Here is a 17,234-nt window from a genome sequence, read left to right as displayed (position 1 = left end):
AAAGATAGGGCTTAAATAGGTCTAATGAACCAATTTTAAGAACGCGTTTTGCTTAATTCTTGCAAAAGTTGGTGATTCAGGATCTTTATGTAAGTCCCTTTCATCCCGAGTGAACGCGTTTCGATAACTCCAGCACTCTCAAGTTTGCGTAACGCGTTAACAATGACAGATCTTGTGATGCCGACCCGGTCGGCAATCTTGGATGCAACGAGCAGTCCTTCTTTTCCGTTCAGCTCTTCGAAAATGTGCTCTACCGCCTCCAGCTCGCTGAAGGACAGGGAGCCGACAGCTACGGCAACGACAGCTCTGCTGCGTGCCTCGAGTGCGATCTCTTCCGCCCGTTCGCGCAATATTTCCATCCCTACGATGGTGGAACCGTATTCAGCCAAAATCAGGTCGTTATCGTCAAACGGACCGGAGAGCCTTGTCAGCACAAGCGTACCGAGACGGTCTCCTCCCCCTGTAATCGGGACAACCGTCATTATCTCCTGATTTTCCATGGAAGGAAACGCAGCGCTGATGCCGCTGTCTGGCGCGACATTCGTCACCGTCTCCTGCATTAACAGAAACCGGCTGTTGCTTTCTTTCGGAAAACGCAGCTCCTCTCCGGACAGCGCCCGGAACTGGTCGTGTTCGAATACGTCGACCGCGGCGCAGCCCAGTATTTTCCCCCTCCGGCTAACGACGAAAATATTCGCCTGCATCGTTGAGCAGAGCACTTCCGCCATTTCCCGGAAATTGAGCGCCTTGCCGGCGGCGCGCTGCAGCAGCCGGTTCAGCGTCCTTGTCTTTGTCAGTAACATCATCCAATGGCCTCCACAAAATTCTTTACCGCTATAATATATATTGACTCAAATCACGGTTTTGCGCAATATTAACCAGTTTTTCCCTAACATATTCCGGCGTAATCGTCATCGTCTCCAGCGTCAGATCCGGAGCTTCGAACGATAAATCCTCGAGCAGCTTTTCCAAAATCGTATGAAGCCGCCGCGCCCCGATGTTTTCGGTATTCCGGTTGACGTCGGCCGCAATGGAAGCGAGCTCTTGGATCGCCTCGTCCGAAAACTCGACCGTAATGCCTTCGGTTTGAAGAAGAGCGGAATACTGTTTCGTAAGCGCATTTTTCGGCTCTTTCAAAATACTGACGAAATCTTCCAGGCTGAGGCTGGTCAGCTCCACCCTGATCGGGAACCGTCCCTGCAGCTCCGGAATCAGATCCGAAGGTTTGGATACGTGAAAAGCTCCCGCGGCGATAAACAGTATATAATCGGTTTTGACCGGACCGTATTTGGTCATAACCGTCGAGCCTTCGACAATGGGTAGGATGTCCCGCTGCACGCCTTCGCGCGAAACATCAGGCCCGCTCCCCCGCGTCGGGCTGGCGATTTTGTCAATTTCATCGATAAAAATAATGCCGGATTGTTCCGCTCTTGCAACCGATTCCTGCGTGACATCGTCCATATCGATCAGCTTGTTCGCTTCTTCCTGCGTCAGCACCTTGCGCGCTTCCTTGATCGTAAGCTTCCGCTTTTTTGTCCGCTTCGGCATGAACTGTCCGAACATTTCCTGCATGTTCATCCCCATCGTCTCGTTCCCTTGTCCCGACAGCATATCGAACATCGTCGGGCTCGAGTCTTCCACTTCGATTTCGATGACATCGTTCTCCATCGTTCCGGAAGCGAGCTTCTCCTTCACCGCTTTGCGCTTCTGCTGGATTTGGGAATCCTGCTCCGGTTCGGGCTCCTGATCTTTCGCGGATTGCGATCCTCCGAACAGCATTTCGAACGGGTTTTTTTGCGTTTTTGTTTTTGAAGCCGACGGAACGAGCAGCGCGGCCAGCCTTTCGTTGGCAAGCTCCTCGGCCTTATCTTTCACCTGCTCGGTTTTTTCCGCTTTCACCATCCGGATCGACGTTTCGACCAGATCCCGAATCATCGATTCGACATCCCGGCCGACATAGCCGACTTCGGTAAATTTCGTCGCTTCCAGCTTGACGAAAGGCGCACCGACCAGCTTCGCGAGCCTGCGGGCGATTTCGGTTTTGCCGACGCCGGTAGGTCCGATCATCAAAATATTTTTCGGAACGACTTCATCCCGCAACGATTCTTCCAGACGGCTTCTCCGGTAACGGTTTCGCAGCGCGACGGCAACGGACCGCTTCGCCTGCTTTTGCCCGACGATATATTTATCCAGTTCCGCAACGATTTGCCGCGGTGTAAGAGCTTCCTTTACCATAGAAACACCCCTTTGCAAAAAATTAGCCTTTGAATTTGACGGGATTATACTTCTTCTACAATAATGTTCCGATTCGTATAAACGCAAATATCGGCAGCAATTTCAAGTGCGGAGCGGGCAATATCTTTCGCCTCCATGCCGGTTGCATGCTTTTTGAGCGCCCGTGCGGCAGACAGAGCGAAGTTGCCGCCCGATCCGATGGCCAAAATGCCGTCGTCGGGCTCGATAACTTCGCCATTGCCGGAAATCAGCAGCATGCCTGTCGTATCCATGACGATCAGCATCGCTTCCAGACGGCGCAGCACGCGGTCCGACCGCCATTCCTTGGCCAGCTCGACGGCGGCGCGCTGCAAATTTCCGTGATGCTCCTCCAGCTTGCTTTCGAATTTCTCAAACAGCGTAATCGCGTCCGCTACCGAACCGGCAAATCCGGCCGCGACTTGGCCGCGGTAAAGACGGCGCACTTTTTTCGCCGTCCCTTTCATAATCATGGCGTTGCCGAATGTAACCTGTCCGTCGCCGGCAATCGCGCCTTTGCCTTCATGCCGGACGGCGCAAATCGTTGTGGCGTGAAACTGCATTTCCATCGTATCAGCTCCTTTGTTTTTGGCGAAAAAGAAGAATTCGCTGCGCGGACGGATCATTCTTCGCTGTTGCAGCCGGATTCACTTAGTCCGGTGAAAAAGGGAGCCGCTGCGCGGACTAATTATTCTTCCGATCGCTGTTGTCCCCGGATTTCTTTCATTTTACCGCATAGCGGTAGAAATCCGGGGACAAAGGCGAACGCTCCGCTTCTCCAGAACAATTAGTCCTCTCCGCTCTCTTTCACCTGTAGTAGAAATCCGTCTGCAAAAGTCGAACGCTCACCCTTCTCCAGAACGATCCGCCCGCTCCGCTCTTCTTTTTCACTGTGAAATTAACAAGGCTGCGCGACGATGCGCATGCATGTTAGATAAAAAGAAGAGGAAGAGATCTTACCAGCGAACTCTGCATTGAAATAACGTTAAATGCGTTCCGGGACATACCCTCTCTGATGACAAGACGAATCCGAGCCGCGAGCTTCTCGTTGAAACAGCATCGTAACGCGCTTCAGTTGAGGCGCTTCGCTAAGTTTAGTTGATACCGTGCCGAAAGAGGCGCAGCGCTTAGTTCGTCGGCACCGTGTCCTGCAATTGATCGCGCTTGAAGCTCTCCAGCTGCTCGAGCGCGCGGGCGGCGATCGCTTCGTTTTTCTCCCGTTTGTTGCGGATCCGTTTCTCAAGCGGCGGGAACAGACCGAAGTTGGCGTTCATCGGCTGAAAATGCTTGAAGTCCGCGGTCGTAATGTAATGCGCCATACTTCCGAGCGCAGTTTCCGCCGGCGGGACGACGGACCCAAGACCGCGAGCCATCCTGCCGGCATTTATACCGGCCATCAATCCGGAAGCAGCCGATTCCACATACCCTTCAACGCCGGTCATTTGACCCGCAAAGAACAGGTTGGCGCGGGTTTTGAACTGGTAGGTCGGCTCGAGCAGCTTCGGCGAGTTAATAAACGTGTTGCGGTGCATGACGCCGTAACGGACAAACTCCGCATTTTCCAGACCCGGAATAAGAGAGAATACCCTCTTCTGCTCGCCCCATTTCAGGTGCGTCTGAAAGCCGACCAGATTATAGAGCGTACCGGCCGCGTTATCTTGGCGGAGCTGGATGACGGCATGCGGCAGCTTGCCTGTATGAGGATTGATCAGGCCGACCGGCTTCATCGGTCCGAACAGCACGGTCTGTTTGCCGCGTCCGGCCAGAACTTCAATCGGCATGCAGCCTTCGAAATAAACTTCCTTCTCGAATTCTTTCAACGCCGCCGTTTCGGCCGTAATGAGCGCCTCATGGAAAGTATCGAACTCTTCCTCGGTCATCGGGCAGTTCAAGTAGGCCGCTTCCCCTTTGTCGTACCGGGAAGCCAAATAAACTTTGCTCATGTCGATGGAATCCTTCTCTACGATCGGAGCGGCCGCATCGTAGAAATAGAAGTACTCCTCGCCCATCAGATTGCGGATCTGCTCCGACAATCCCGGAGCGGTTAAAGGGCCGGTCGCAATGACAACGATTCCTTCGGATGGAATTTCGGTTACTTCCTCGTTGCGCACCTCAATGAGCGGATGCTCGCGCAGAAGCCGCGTCACTTCGCCGGAAAATCCGTCGCGGTCAACCGCCAGCGCTCCGCCGGCCGGAACGGCGTTGCGGTCTGCGGCGCCGAGAATAAGCGAATTCAGCGACCGCATCTCCTCTTTCAAGACGCCGACGGCGTTCGTCAGCCCGTTGGCGCGCAGACTGTTGCTGCACACAAGCTCGGCGAATTTATCGGTATGATGGGCCGGCGTTTTCGATACCGGGCGCATTTCATAAAGCGTGACAGGCACACCCTGCGATGCGATTTGCCATGCCGCTTCGCTGCCGGCAAGCCCGGCGCCGATGACGGTTACACGTTGTTGATCAGACAAAGATAATTCCTTCCTTTCCTAAGCTGCCCTATGGTAAACCGCACGGAAGCGGAAAGGCGTCTTTGCGCTCTTTCCGCTTCCTCTTACGCTTGTTCTTGTTCCTCGGGCAGTTCTTCATTAAATTCGCACTGCGTGCATTGCAGACGGGCGCCGCTTTTGTTCCGCTTCACAACGAGCATCGTGCCGCATTGCGGGCACGGCTTGCCGGAAGGACGGTCCCACGATACGTAATCGCATCCCGGATACTGATCGCACCCGTAAAAAATCCGCCCTTTTTTGCTGCGGCGCTCGATGATTTTGCCTTCGTTGCACTTCGGACACGTTACGCCGATGTCCTTCACGATCGGCTTCGTATTGCGGCAATCGGGAAATCCGGAGCAAGCCAAAAACTTGCCGAACCGGCCCATTTTGTACACGAGCGGCTTGCCGCATTTTTCGCAAATTTCGTCCGACACTTCGTCCTGAAGCTCGACTTCCTTCATTTCTTCTTCGGCGACCTCAAGCCGCTTCTCGAACGAATCGTAGAATTGCGCGAGCACTTTTACCCAATCTTCCTTGCCTTCTTCCACATGGTCGAGATCGCCTTCCATATGGGCCGTAAACTCGGCATCAAGAATTTCCGGAAAAAATTCCTCCATCAGCTGGATGACCAATTCGCCCAGCTCGGTCGGCATGAATTTCTTCTCTTCAATCGCGACATAGCCGCGCTTTTGGATCGTTTCCAGCGTTGGCGCATAGGTGCTTGGACGCCCGATTCCGAGCTCTTCGAGCGTTCGCACCAGCCGTGCTTCCGTATAGCGCGGAGGCGGCTGGGTAAAATGCTGCTTCGGCTCCACCGACACGGTCTTCGTTTCATCGCCGGCAGCCAGCGCGGGCAGAAACTTTTCCTCTTCCGTCGTGCCGTCGTCGTTGCCTTCCACATACACCTTCATAAATCCGGGAAATTTGACCTTGGAGCCCGATGCGCGAAACGTAACGTCGCCGGCGCTCAAGTCGACCGTCATCGTATCCAGCACAGCCGAAGCCATTTGAGAAGCGACAAAGCGTTCCCATACGAGCTTGTAAAGACGGAACTGGTCGCGGCTCAAAAACTCTTTCACTTTGTCCGGTTCCCACTGAACGGATGTGGGGCGGATCGCTTCATGCGCGTCTTGAGCGTTGGTATTTTTTTTGACGTACACCCGCGGCTCTTCCGGAAAAAATTCAGGTCCGTACTTTTCGACGATAAACGTCCTTGCTTCCTCCTGCGCCACCGGCGAGATCCGGGTTGAGTCGGTACGCATGTACGTGATCAGACCTGCCGTCCCTTCCTTGCCGAGATCGACGCCCTCATAAAGCTGCTGAGCGACCGACATCGTCTTCGATGCGCGGAACCCGAGCTTGCGGGCGGCCTCCTGCTGCAGCGAGCTTGTAATGAACGGGGCGGCTGGATTGCGCTGTCGTTCCTTCTCCCGAACTTCGGAAACGGTGAACGTTTGTCCTTCGAGCGCTTTCAAGACAACGTCCACTTCTTGCTGGCTTGAAAGCTCGCGCTTCTCCCCGTTCATCGCGTGGAACTTCGCTTCGAACGCCGAAGCACCTTTAGAGAGCGCCGCTGTGATCGACCAGTACTCCTGCGGTACAAAGGCGTCGATCTCATTTTCCCGGTCCATAATGAGCTTGACGGCAACGGATTGTACACGCCCCGCCGAAAGCCCCTTCTTAACCTTTTTCCACAGCAGCGGACTGATTTTGTATCCGACGAGTCGGTCCAAGATACGGCGCGCCTGCTGGGCATTTACGAGATCCATATCGATTTTGCGCGGCGTCTTGAAGGCGTCTTTGACGGCCTGCTTCGTTATTTCATTGAATACGACACGGCACGAGTCCTTTTCGTTCAGTTCCAAGTAATGCGCCAGATGCCAGGCGATGGCTTCACCCTCGCGATCCGGGTCAGCCGCCAGGTATACTTTTTTGACTTTTTTGCTGGCATCCTTCAATTCTTTCAACACGGTACCTTTACCGCGAATCGTTATATATTTGGGTTGAAAATCTTTATCGACCTCGACGCCGATCTGGCTTTTCGGCAAATCGCGAATGTGGCCCATGGAGGCTTTCACGATAAACTTGCTTCCCAGATATTTGCCGATTGTTTTTGCTTTTGCCGGTGATTCGACAATAACAAGTGAATCCGCCACTCCAGCGTCCTCCTCTCGCAACATGTTACAATGCCATATATATGGAACCGGATTGCTGTTCAATCTTACGTTTTATAGATAAATTTATCAGAACTGAATGCAAAAGTCCAAACGGCATGCCTGAAAGTTCGTGCAGCTCGTCTGCCGTATGGGGACTGTTCTGCAAAAGCCGGTATATTTCCGCTTCTTCTTTACTGAACGTTTCGAGTGCTTCTTCCGCCTTGCGAACTCCCGTTCCGCCGCATGCGCCCAGCATAAACCGGTATTCTTCCATAATGTCGCCGCTTCCCGCAACGAGCTTGGCTCCCTGCTTGATCAAACCGTTGGTGGCGCTGCTTTTTGGAGAATTGATCGGGCCGGGGACGGCGAACACATCCCGCTGCATATCAAGCGCTTGATCCGCTGTAATGAGCGAACCGCTGCCGGCCGCAGCTTCGATGACAAGCGTGCCGAGCGACAAGCCGGCAATAATCCGGTTGCGCTGCGGAAACATGCCGGGACGCGAAGGTGTGCCGAGAGGATATTCGGATACGAGCAAGCCTTTCTGCTTCAGGGAACGGTACAGCGAGTGATTCTCGCGGGGATAAATCGTTTCGATCGACGTTCCAAGCACAGCGATCGTACCCCCCTCCTCTTCCAGCGCCGCTTCGTGCGCCCGGCTGTCGATCCCACGCGCCATTCCGCTCACAATGGTAAGACCGGACGCGGCCAAATCCCGGGCCAATTGGCCGGCTGCATGACGCCCATACGCGGTAGGCTGGCGGGTGCCGACAACCGCAATCGCAGGCCGTCTGAGGAGCTCTATTCTGCCCATCGCGTACAGCACCCACGGCGGTTGGGGAATTTCCTTCAGCAGGTCCGGGTATTCCTCGTCGAGTATCGTAATCCGGACTGCACCCAGTTGACGGTAATCGGCCTCCGATCGTTCCTCGGCCCGCTCATTCCACCGCCGCGCCGCTATTGCAGCCTGATCTTTACGGAAGCCTACGGCTGCGAAGCTGGCCGCATCGAGTTCCCGCTCATAGGCCCAAAGCTCGGCATCAACCGCTTTCTTTATCGTATGCCAACCGATTCCCGGCGTTTCGTGAAGCGTAATCAGCAATTTCTTTTTCAGCGCATCGTATGTCATCTCGTTCATGGCTAAACACCAACCCTTCGCTTGATAAGGGCTGTTTGTGTCACTCCTATTGTGCGGTACGCAGAATAAGAATGCAAGCAGCCGCTTTTTAATGTAGACAAACCGAAACAATTATCGCGGTCCATTAGGAGACCGATAAAAAAAAAGCAACCCAAACTGCCCCGCAGGGCAATAAAGGTTGCTTACCTTCTCTTTTCGTATTCAATTGATTCATCGATTATACTACATGAGTCGTGCACTTCTCCAGCAGATCCTGCTCCTTCAACGCTTCCACAAGCGTGGAGCCCATGTCCGACGGCGTCGGAGCGACTTTGATGCCGCATGCTTCAAGCGTGGCGATTTTCTCGGCAGCCGTCCCTTTGCCTCCGGAAATAATCGCGCCTGCATGGCCCATCCGTTTGCCCGGAGGCGCCGTCGCGCCGCCGATAAAGCCGACAACCGGCTTTTTCATGTTCGCTTTAATCCACTCCGCCGCTTCTTCTTCGGCCGTGCCGCCGATTTCGCCGATCATAATGACGGCATACGTGTCCGGATCTTCGTTGAACAAGTTTAAAATATCGATAAATTCCGAGCCTTTAACGGGATCGCCGCCGATGCCGACAGCTGAGGATTGCCCGATGCCGCGCGTCGAAAGCTGGTGAACCGCCTCATAGGTGAGCGTTCCGCTGCGGGAAACGACGCCTACATGGCCTTTTTTGTGAATATAACCCGGCATGATGCCGATTTTGATTTCATCCGGCGTAATGACGCCGGGACAGTTCGGTCCGATCAGACGCGTTTTTTTGCCTTCCATATACCGTTTCACTTTCACCATATCGAGCACCGGAATGCCTTCCGTAATGCAGATGACGAGGTCAAGCTCGGCCTCTACCGCCTCCATAATCGAATCGGCCGCGAATGCCGGCGGGACGTAAATAACGGAAGCGGTAGCTCCTGTAGCCGCAATCGCTTCTTTTACCGTATTGAATACGGGCAGCGAGACTACCTCGCCGCTGTCCAGCGTAATGTCGACATTGCTTCCGCCTTTGCCCGGCGTAACGCCTCCGACCATTTGGGTGCCGTATTCGAGCGCGCCCTTCGTATGAAACATCCCGGTGGCACCGGTCATGCCCTGGGTGATCACCTTCGTAGCTTTATTGATCAAAATGCTCATCGAATTTCACATCCCCTTAATTATTTTACGAGTGCGACGATTTTTTGCGCCCCGTCCGCCATGGAGTCGGCCGCGACGATGTTGAGGCCGGATTCGTTCAGCATTTGTTTGCCCAGATCCACGTTCGTCCCTTCCAGACGGACGACGAGCGGACGGTCGAGTCCGATTTCCCTGGCAGCGGCAATAACGCCGTCGGCGATGACGTCGCAGCGCATAATGCCGCCGAAAATATTAACGAAGATGCCTTTAACGTTCTCGTCGGAAAGAATGATTTTGAACGCTTCGGTTACTTTCTCTTTCGTTGCGCCGCCCCCGACATCCAGGAAGTTGGCCGGGTCGCCGCCGTAATATTTAATAATGTCCATCGTCGCCATCGCCAGACCGGCGCCGTTTACCATACAGCCGATATTGCCGTCAAGCGCGATGTAGCTGAGGTCGTATTTGGACGCTTGAATTTCTTTCGCGTCTTCTTCGTCCAGATCGCGGAGCGCCTGGATGTCTTTATGCCGGAACAGCGCATTGGAATCGAAGTTAAGCTTCGCATCGAGCGCCATGACGTTACCGTCACCCGTTACGACAAGAGGGTTGATTTCCGCGATGGAGCAATCTTTGTCCACGAATGCGGTATATAGGGCGGTCATGAACTGCACCGCTTTGCGTACGAGATCTTTGGGGATGTTGATGGCGTAAGCGAGGCGCTGTGCTTGAAACGGCAGCAGGCCGACGGCGGGATCGATCACTTCTTTGAAAATTTTCTCCGGCGTCGCAGCAGCTACTTCCTCAATTTCCGTGCCGCCTTCTTCCGAAGCCATCATGACGACGCGGCCGGTTGCCCGATCGACGACGACGCCGACGTAATATTCTTTCTTTATATCGCAGCCTTGCTCGATCAGCAGACGTTTGACTTCCTTTCCTTCCGGTCCCGTTTGGTGCGTGATGAGCGTTTTGCCCAAAATGTCGCTTGCATAAGCGCGCACCTCATCGAGACTTTTGGCGACTTTGACGCCGCCCGCTTTGCCGCGTCCGCCTGCGTGAATTTGCGCTTTTACGACAACGACGGATGTGCCGAGAGACTTCGCCGCGTCCACCGCTTCATCGACCGTAAACGCCACTTTTCCTTCCGGAACGGCTACTCCGTATTGTTTCAGGACTTCCTTGCCTTGATATTCATGGATATTCATTTACGAAATCCTCCAATCGGCTGACCTGTAGTAGTCAAATATGAACCCAAACATCATTTATTGTAACATACTTTTTAGAGCGCTTACTAAAAAAATTGATGAAATTTCCATCTTTTTTGTGAACGCTTTCTTAAATCGTTTTCAGCAGTGGCAAATTTCGACGAACGTACAAAAAAATGTGCTTCTTGACAACATTTTTCGCGTCCTCTATGCTTGAAATAAATACGGCCCCGTGCACTGCTTACTTTCGTGAAAAGCGGATCATCCGAGGCCATCATGTTTAGAAACGGAACGTGAGGAAGCACCTTCATCCGAACCTTTGGAGGTGCTTTTTTATGTACAGCAAAACATTCAGCGCCAGCGTGCTTGGCGTAGACGGCAAAAGCATTGCGGTCGAGGTCGATTTGGCGAGCGGCCTCCCGCAAGTTAATGTCGTCGGCCTGCCCGATCCGTCCGTGCGGGAATCGGTGGAACGGGTGCGCGCCGCGCTCAAAAATTGCGGCTTCGCCTTCCCGATGCAGCGCATTACCGTCAATCTCGCTCCGGCCGACCTGCGCAAGGAAGGCACCGCATTTGATCTGGCGATCGCCGCCGGCATCCTGACCGCAAGCGGGCAACTCGGCGCACTCTCCTTCCGCGATGCGCTTGTCATCGGCGAGCTTTCTTTAAGCGGCGATCTGCTTCCGGTGCCGGGCGTGCTGCCGATGGTCGAGGAAGCGAAGCGGCTCGGGCTGAGCCGGGTGCTTCTGCCCCGAGGCAATGCCCGTGAAGCGTCCCTTATCGGCGGACTCGAAATCTTTACAGCCGCAAGCTTGCGGGATTTGGCCGAATGCGACCGAACCGGCGGCGATTGGAGCGTGCTGGCTTATACGGGCTGTGAAAATGAAACAAGCGGAGCTATAGGTGAATCCAGCTATTTTGGGGCCGCTTCGGAGCAGCCGGATTTCGGCGACGTGCTCGGCCAGCACCATGCGAAGCGGGCGCTCATGATCGCCGCCGCTGGCAAGCACAATTTGCTGCTGAGCGGACCGCCGGGTACGGGCAAAACGATGCTGATCCGCAGATTGCCCGGCATCCTGCCGGTCATGGACGAGGAAGAGTCGCTCGACGTGACGAAAATCTACAGCGTAGCCGGCAAAATCAACGGCGGAGCGGCTTCGCTTATTAGGGAGCGCCCGTTCCGGGCTCCGCACCATACGATATCCGCGGGCGGACTGATCGGCGGCGGTTCCATACCGAAGCCCGGCGAAGTGACGCTTGCACACCGCGGGGTTCTTTTTCTCGACGAGCTGCCGGAGTTTTCCCGCCAGGTGCTGGAAGTGCTGCGGCAGCCTTTGGAAGACCGCGAGGTGACCATATCCCGCGCGCGGGCGGTGTTCCGCTTCCCGGCCGGATTTATGCTGGCGGCATCGATGAACCCTTGCCCGTGCGGGTTTTTCGGTCATGAGCACGGGGATAAGCGATGCGGCTGCAGCCCGTTGCAAATTGCCCGCTACCGTTCCAAAATATCGGGTCCGCTGCTTGACCGGATCGATTTGCTCATTGAAGTTCCGCGTGTCGCTTCCGCCGAAGCGTTCTCAGCGGGAATGACGACAGCACAAATGCGGGAGAAGGTCACGCTCGCCATCCGGCGCCAGCAGGAAAGGTTTCCGGTGACGCGAACCGCCTGGAACGGCGAGCTGTCCGGATCAGCGCTGCGGAAAGCGGCCCCTTTAAAACCGGAAGGGGCCAATCTGCTGCGGCAGGCGTTCGAGCTGCTCGGCATCAGCCTGCGGGCGCATGACCGGATATTGAAACTCGCCCGAACGATTGCGGATGTCGAAGATTGCGATTCGATTGAAAGCGAGCATGTCGCCGAAGCGATCCAATACCGCAGGCTGGAAAGTTGAAGCTCAAAGAACGAGAGCATGCGGCTCGTTATTGATGCAGCGCCGTAATGCGTTAACGGATTCGCGACGTTAGAACAACTTTAAAATGCTCCTTCCGCAATCAAAATATCGATGATTCCCCCAGCGCCGTCTAATGTTACCGCCGCCGCGTCGAAACGGACAGGGATATCCCAAAGCCCGTTCAGCTGCATATATACCGCCGCAGTGGCTCGCACCTGCTGCTGCTTTCGGACGTCCACCGCCTCCAGCGCCGTTCCGAAACGGCTGCCTGCACGCTTTGTCCGGACTTCGACTATGACGAGCGTATTACCGTCTTCCGCCACCAAATCAAGCTCCCCGGATCGGCAGCGCCAATTGCGGTGGCGGATGACATATCCTTTGTCCAGCAGCAGCCGGCATACCGCTTCCTCGCCGAGGCGGCCGGCCGCAATGCGGTTTGGCGGACGGTTGCCTCCGCCTCTCACCGCTCTACCGCCGCCAGGTTTCTGATTTCCTGCGCTGATCTTATGTTTATCGGGGCTTTTCGTATTCCCTGCACTCATCTCATGCGTCTCGGGGTGTTTCCGATTTCCGTCGCTCATCGCCCACCTTCCGCGGCGTTCCGGTCGGAACGGTAAATGAAGCTCAATATTTCAGCCACAAGCGTATACAGCTCCGGCGGAATTTCCTGATTAATATCCAGCTTCGAGAGCACCTCCACCAGCGATCGGTCCTCTTGGATCGGAACGCCGTTTTCTTTCGCCTTGGCCAAAATTTCATCCGCCAAATAGCCGCTGCCTTTGGCAATGACAACCGGCGCTTCCCTTTCTGCCGCGTCGTATTTCAATGCGACCGCCCTGCGCGTTATTTGCTGCCCTTCGGCATCGTAATCATGATTGCGTCCGCTCATATCCGGTAATCCACCCCCTTGTACGGCTTAGCGGAATAAATGCCGTTTTCCGGGGGCACTTGCTTAAGACCGCCCCCTTCAGCTGCGCCTGCAGAATGCGGAAGCGGTACCGTGCGCAGCGATAGAAGCTGATACCCGTTATTTCGAAAAGCTTCTTTCAACTCTTCACGAGCGGTTTCCGCCTGCTCCGCCAAAGCAGGATGATCGTTCATCATCTGCAGGCTGACGATGTTATCGGCCACCTGTACGTCCACGATCATGTTCCCGAGCGTCTTCATCGACAAATCAAACACGAGACGGCAGTTTGCGGCATCAAGTTCCCCCTTGCGGCTGCGCCGGGATTGAATATGGACCGATGCCGTCTGCTCGCCATCCGGTCCTCTTAAAGGCACAAACAAGGTGACATGGGACATGAATGCTCCGTTTCGCTCTGGCGCCAGCAGCAGCTGCTGACCTGTAATGTGCGATATTAGCTGCTGGGCCGATTCTTTAAGCGCAGGCGGAAGATCGCCTGAGGATACGAGCGACAACAGCAAACTTTTTACCGATTCTTGGCTGGGCTTGCCGCGGTCAAAATCTCCCGAAAGTACGGAGCCCAAACTGCCGGAGGCCGTCATCGGGCCTCCCGGCTCGCGTTCGAGATTCGCAAGGGCGACGGCTTTCATCATTTGCTTGCCATCGGCGCCGGCATCAGGAATCGTTTCGAGAGTCTCGCTGTCAACTTTCGGCAGAACATTCGGAACGCCGTCGGTTCCTGAGCGGACCTGCGCATTTGCCCCTGTTCCGGCTGCATTACCTGCTCCGGCTGACGGAACGCTCTCCAGCCCTTTTGCAGCTGCATCGTTCAGCTCATTTTGAATCGTTTCTCCTGTTTCCGCTCCCGCCTTTAACGACGAAGAAAGAGGCGCATTTTCCGTGCGAAGCAGTATATTTCGTTCATGATCTGCCCCAAGCCACTTTAACAACGAGCCGATCCACCCCTTCTCCGTACTCCCGGCAAGTGAGTGCGAGTCAGTCCCGCCGGATGAGTGACGGGAGAAGGAAGCGTCCATGTCTTTTATGCCGGCAGGTACTGAATTTGTTTCATTATTCGTGATGCCGCGTTCCTTCACCGCTTTAAAGGATCCCGCCGCCCCTTCCTCCGATTGCCGCTGTGCACCGCCCGTCCAGATTTCGCCTTCGGCAAGCAAATCCAGCAGCCGGGCTGCGGACGCTTGACCGGATGGCGCTGCTTTCGACTGAGCCTGCGCCTCTGTCGATATTACGCCGGATATCGCCGCCTTCGCCTGAGCCTGCGGCTCTTTTGCAGCTGACTCCGCATTCTCAGCAGCTATAACAGCTGCGGACGCTTGCATCCGCTTGACGGCATCCGCTTCTTTTTCGCTTGTACGAATCGCTGAATCGGGGCTTGTCTCGGCGCTTGCTGCTGATCTGCCGGGATTCCCGTTACGGCGCAGAGATTCTTCAGCGGCATCCGCGAGTCCGGATTCTCCCGCTGTAGAGGCGAGCCAATCTGTGAGCCGCTTCTCGATCTCCTGCAGCAGGACATGAGCTGGCTTCCCGAATATGACCTGCTTGAGCGCGCCAATCGTCTGCTCGGTCATCGGCAGCCCGCGCGCGAGCGCTGCAACGGCGCTTTGCAGCCACGTCTTGACGTCCGTGCCCGGCGGCATAGCCTGCATGGCGGTTTTTAGCGCTTGTGCCGTTTCCCGGTTGGTTGCCATTCCCGCTTGCCTCAGCTCCAGCGCCAAATCAAGCGAATCGGCGATCCGCTCCGAAATGCCGAGATGCTTCGGCCAATCATTCCAAAAATCACCGGTTAACCCGGCTGCGCTGCCGTTTTCCGCCATCTTTAAAACGACTAACCGTTGCGACGATTCCGGCTGAACTTGAAACACGGCGCTTTGTCCCGCCTGCATAGGCGTCTCAATCCGTGCCATCACTTTCGTTCCGTTTATGAGCAGCAATGCCTCCTGGCGGTCAAACGTCTTCAGGACAACGCCCCTGACGTGCTGTCCCGGCTTCAGCTCCAGCGGACGGATGTCCGCAGGCTGCGAATCCGCAAGATGTCCTCTCATCAATTGACTAATATCCATGTATAATCACCCCAAATCAATTGCAGCATGTTATCGAAGCCGCGTCCGTCTCCCTGCATTTCAAGAGGCGGCCTGTTTAATACGGGTGAGAAAATAGGCTCCTCCTGCAAGTCGCATTGGATGGTATTTTCAATCCATGCTCTAAACTATATCGGCCGAAAACCTCTTATTTATAATGCAGTTTTCTTGCAACCTGCAGGAACAAGCCCGTAAAAGCTCCTTCATGTCCTCTGTTTAAAAAATCCGTTTCCAATTCCCACCCCACGAACACAGCTTAAGGAGAAGATGCGTCACATAATATAACGTCCAGCATCGACCGGGTGTACGAATCATCATTTTAATAGGATAAATTTTCACTTTTGTGCGGGACGCCTAATATTTATTTTGCATTTTGTTAATGTACACAGGAATGAAGCGGAACGATTGATTAAATCAATGCGTTTCAAATATACTTTGCATAACGCAGCGATATTTAACATGATAGATGAATCATACTATCACAAGATGTTAGGTTTCGGGCGAGCTTGCAATGGAAATGCATAGCTTGAACGGCACATCAATAAACAATAAAGGAGTTCGTTATGAATCAGACTTTGACAGGCAAAAAGAAGCCCTTTTATAAAGGACTGTTCTTTCAAATCATCGTTTCGATCGTTGCCGGGGTTCTGATCGGCTATTTCTGGCCGTCGCTGGGCAATTCGTTAAAACCTTTAGGAGACGGCTTCATTAAACTGATTAAAATGATTATCGCTCCGCTCGTATTCGGCGTTGTCGTCGTCGGCATCGCAAAGGTCGGCGACATTAAAGCGGTCGGCAGAATCGGCGGCAAAACAATTCTCTACTTCGAGATTGTTACAACGATCGCCCTCATTATCGGTTTGGTCGTTGCCAATATCTCGAACCCGGGCGCTGGGATGAACATCGATCCGTCCACATTATCGACTGCCGGCGTCGAGGCGAAAACGAAAGGCGCGGAGCTTCCGAGCGAAGCCGAATTTATTCTGAACATCATTCCGGAGAGCGCTGTCGGAGCTTTCGCAAGCAACAGCATGCTGCAGGTGCTGCTTGTCTCCTGTTTGTTCGGTTTTGCGCTCGTTCATATTGGAGGACGCACCTCGGAAGTGATTCTCGATTTTGTAGAGCGGGTTAATGAGGTCATGTTCAAAATCATGGGATATATAATGAAGCTGACTGCGCTTGCGACGTTCGGAGCGATGGCTTCAACGGTAAGCCAATATGGAATGAGCATGCTGATCTCGTTCGGCAAGCTTTTTATCGCCATGACGATTGCATGTCTTATCTTCGTCGTTATTTTGGCCGTCATTATGAGGATTTTTGTCGGACTTAGCTTATGGCAAATGATCCGGTACGTCCGGGAAGAGATTATGCTTTCGTTTGCTACCGGTTCGACGGAAGCCGTTATGCCGCAGCTGATGGAAAAAATGGAGAAGGCCGGCTGCAACCGCGCCGTTGTCGGCCTGGTCGTGCCGACCGGTTATTCATTCAACCTGGATGGCGCCTCCATCTACCTGTCATTGGCTCTCGTTTTTCTGGCCCAAGCGACAGGCGTTGAATTATCGCTTACGCAACAGATCGTTATGCTTGGCATTCTGATGCTAACCTCGAAAGGCATGGCAGGCATTCCCGGTTCCGCCTTCGTTGCGCTTTCGGCAACGGCCGCTGCAACCGGCGTCATTCCGATCGCAGCCGTCGCCCTTATGCTCGCGCCGGACCGCTTTATGGGCAACTACCGGACGACCGTCAACATTATCGGCTATGCCGTTGCCTCCTTTGTTATCGCGCGCTGGGAAAACTTGCTCGATATTCAACGCGCAAAAAAAGCTTTCAGCGGAGCGTTTGCGGCTTCGTCCAATAAGCCTGAATTCGCAGTGAAATCGAACGAAGCATAATTGAAAGAATTATAGACGCTAAGCTTTCGCTTTGAATATGCTTGTTGACAAAAAAGAAGAAGCTTCCAGCCCACGCAATCGTG

Annotated in this window: 13 protein-coding genes; 2 read left to right on the top strand and 11 right to left on the bottom strand. The window is 54.3% G+C overall.

The features are described 5' to 3' along the window. Positions 1–35: 35 nt before the first annotated feature. From codY to sucC, 8 genes are all read right to left on the bottom strand, one after another. The gene (gene codY, locus VN24_RS20815; protein WP_045671986.1) at positions 36–806 is read right to left on the bottom strand and encodes a GTP-sensing pleiotropic transcriptional regulator CodY; all 771 of its coding nucleotides are present in this window, start codon (positions 804–806) and stop codon (positions 36–38) included. Between the two features lie 28 nt (positions 807–834). Next, complete coding sequence (gene hslU / locus VN24_RS20810) at positions 835–2,235, bottom strand: ATP-dependent protease ATPase subunit HslU (RefSeq protein ID WP_045671985.1); 1,401 nt, start codon at positions 2,233–2,235, stop codon at positions 835–837. A 44-nt stretch (positions 2,236–2,279) separates the two neighbouring features. Beyond that, on the bottom strand, positions 2,280–2,822 hold the full coding sequence (gene hslV / locus VN24_RS20805; RefSeq protein ID WP_045673530.1) for an ATP-dependent protease subunit HslV: 543 nt from the start codon (positions 2,820–2,822) through the stop codon (positions 2,280–2,282). Positions 2,823–3,380: 558 nt separating this feature from the next. Continuing rightward, on the bottom strand, positions 3,381–4,718 hold the full coding sequence (trmFO, locus tag VN24_RS20800; RefSeq protein WP_045671984.1) for an FADH(2)-oxidizing methylenetetrahydrofolate--tRNA-(uracil(54)-C(5))-methyltransferase TrmFO: 1,338 nt from the start codon (positions 4,716–4,718) through the stop codon (positions 3,381–3,383). Between the two features lie 83 nt (positions 4,719–4,801). Next, entirely contained in the window at positions 4,802–6,895 is a 2,094-nt protein-coding gene (gene topA / locus VN24_RS20795) for a type I DNA topoisomerase (RefSeq protein ID WP_045671983.1), read from the bottom strand. 25 nt (positions 6,896–6,920) lie between these two features. Continuing rightward, the gene (gene dprA / locus VN24_RS20790; RefSeq protein ID WP_052703068.1) at positions 6,921–8,033 is read right to left on the bottom strand and encodes a DNA-processing protein DprA; all 1,113 of its coding nucleotides are present in this window, start codon (positions 8,031–8,033) and stop codon (positions 6,921–6,923) included. A gap of 217 nt (positions 8,034–8,250) precedes the next feature. Then, positions 8,251–9,186: a succinate--CoA ligase subunit alpha gene (sucD, locus tag VN24_RS20785; RefSeq protein ID WP_045671982.1), complete on the bottom strand. Its 936-nt coding sequence runs from the start codon at positions 9,184–9,186 to the stop codon at positions 8,251–8,253. 20 nt (positions 9,187–9,206) lie between these two features. Continuing rightward, entirely contained in the window at positions 9,207–10,367 is a 1,161-nt protein-coding gene (gene sucC, locus VN24_RS20780; protein ID WP_045671981.1) for an ADP-forming succinate--CoA ligase subunit beta, read from the bottom strand. Positions 10,368–10,702: 335 nt separating this feature from the next. Between sucC and VN24_RS20775 the strand changes: the two genes are divergently transcribed. Further along, entirely contained in the window at positions 10,703–12,256 is a 1,554-nt protein-coding gene (locus tag VN24_RS20775; protein ID WP_045671980.1) for a YifB family Mg chelatase-like AAA ATPase, read from the top strand. An 80-nt stretch (positions 12,257–12,336) separates the two neighbouring features. Here the strand turns inward: VN24_RS20775 and VN24_RS20770 are convergent, their stop codons facing one another. The 3 genes from VN24_RS20770 to VN24_RS20760 are packed head-to-tail and all read right to left on the bottom strand — an operon-like array spanning position 12,337 to position 15,241. After that, a complete protein-coding gene (locus VN24_RS20770) occupies positions 12,337–12,837 on the bottom strand; it encodes a YraN family protein (RefSeq protein WP_338012191.1) in 501 nt (166 codons plus the stop codon). Next, positions 12,834–13,145, bottom strand: coding sequence for an EscU/YscU/HrcU family type III secretion system export apparatus switch protein (locus tag VN24_RS20765; protein WP_045671979.1), 312 nt, complete (start codon positions 13,143–13,145; stop codon positions 12,834–12,836). Before VN24_RS20765 ends, VN24_RS20770 begins: the two co-directional genes overlap by 4 nt. Continuing rightward, positions 13,142–15,241: a flagellar hook-length control protein FliK gene (locus tag VN24_RS20760; protein WP_045671978.1), complete on the bottom strand. Its 2,100-nt coding sequence runs from the start codon at positions 15,239–15,241 to the stop codon at positions 13,142–13,144. Before VN24_RS20760 ends, VN24_RS20765 begins: the two co-directional genes overlap by 4 nt. Positions 15,242–15,822: 581 nt before the next feature. Between VN24_RS20760 and dctA the strand changes: the two genes are divergently transcribed. Further along, complete coding sequence (gene dctA, locus VN24_RS20755; RefSeq protein ID WP_045671977.1) at positions 15,823–17,151, top strand: C4-dicarboxylate transporter DctA; 1,329 nt, start codon at positions 15,823–15,825, stop codon at positions 17,149–17,151. Positions 17,152–17,234 lie beyond the last annotated feature (83 nt).

Source organism: Paenibacillus beijingensis (assembly GCF_000961095.1).
GTDB lineage: Bacteria > Bacillota > Bacilli > Paenibacillales > Paenibacillaceae > Paenibacillus_O > Paenibacillus_O beijingensis.
This window is presented reverse-complemented; position numbering and strand designations above follow the sequence as displayed.